Source organism: Tsukamurella soli, assembly GCF_039541155.1.
Taxonomy (GTDB): Bacteria; Actinomycetota; Actinomycetes; order Mycobacteriales; family Mycobacteriaceae; genus Tsukamurella; species Tsukamurella soli.
In genome coordinates this window covers 1-1,067 of record NZ_BAABFR010000247.1, presented here as the reverse complement: position 1 = coordinate 1,067, position 1,067 = coordinate 1, and the positions used below count along the sequence as shown (strand labels likewise).

The following is a 1,067-nucleotide window of genomic DNA, read 5'->3' as shown; positions in this document are numbered from 1 at the left end:
AGGGCCGCGGCGGCAGCGCCGGGTGCGGCTCGGGCGGGTGCACACCCACCGGGGGCGGGGCCGTTGTGGCCGCGGCGAGCGCGGTGTGGAACGTGAGGGTCCCGTCACCGTCGCGCACGAGCGTCCCGACGGTGGCGTGCGGCACGTCCGTCAGCGTGTCGTCGACCGCGTACGTGAGGATCGGGTGCGGGGACAGCTCGACGAAGGTGCCCGCGGCGCTGGCCGCGGCGGAGACTGCGGCGGCGAAGTCCACCGGCCGCCGCAGGTTCTCGGCCCAGTAGTCGGCGTCCATCACCGGCGCCGTCTCGCCCGGCCGCACCGTGGAGTACAGCGGAATCGACGGTACGCGCGGCGCCAGCACCGCGAGAGCAGCGCGCAGCTCGTCGAGGATGGGATCGACGGTGGCGTGGTGTGACGCGACGTCCACCTCGATACGGCGCGCCAGCAGGTCGCGCGCCGTGACCTCGGCGATCACCGCATCGACCCGGTCGGGCGGACCGGCGACCACGGTCTGGCGCGGTGAGGCGAGGACCGCGACGGTCACACCGTCGAAGTCGGCCAGCAGCCGCTCGGTGTCGTCGGCGCCCAGCTCGAGCAGCGCCATGGCGCCCTGCCCGGACAGGCTGCGACGCATCAGCTTCGAGCGGGAGGCGATCACCGTCAGCCCGTCACGCACGGTCAGGGCCCCCGCGACCACCGCGGCCGCCACCTCGCCCATCGAATGCCCGATCACCGCATCGGGGACCACGCCGTACGCGCGCCACAGCGCGGCGAGCGCCAACTGGACGCCGACGAGCACCGGCTGGATCCGGTCGATCCCGGTGAGCGCGTCACCGGATTCGAGCACCTGCCGCAGGGAGAAACCCACGACGGAGCGGAACTCGGGCTCGAGCGCATCCACCGCGGCCTCGAACGCGGGCTCCTCGGCGAGCAGGTCGCGGCACATCCCGGCCCACTGCGAGCCCTGACCCGAGAACGTGAACACCACACCGCGGCGTGGGTGGGCGGCGCGGACCGGCACCACGCCGGGCGCGGGTTCGCCCGCGGCGAGCGCGCGCAGGCCTGCC

General features: G+C 74.8%; 1 protein-coding gene. It reads right to left on the bottom strand.

Annotation, left to right across the window (positions count from 1 at the left end):
- Window positions 1–1,067 (bottom strand): acyltransferase domain-containing protein (locus ABD908_RS27395; protein ID WP_345002072.1); only part of this gene is annotated, 1,067 nt, incomplete at both ends.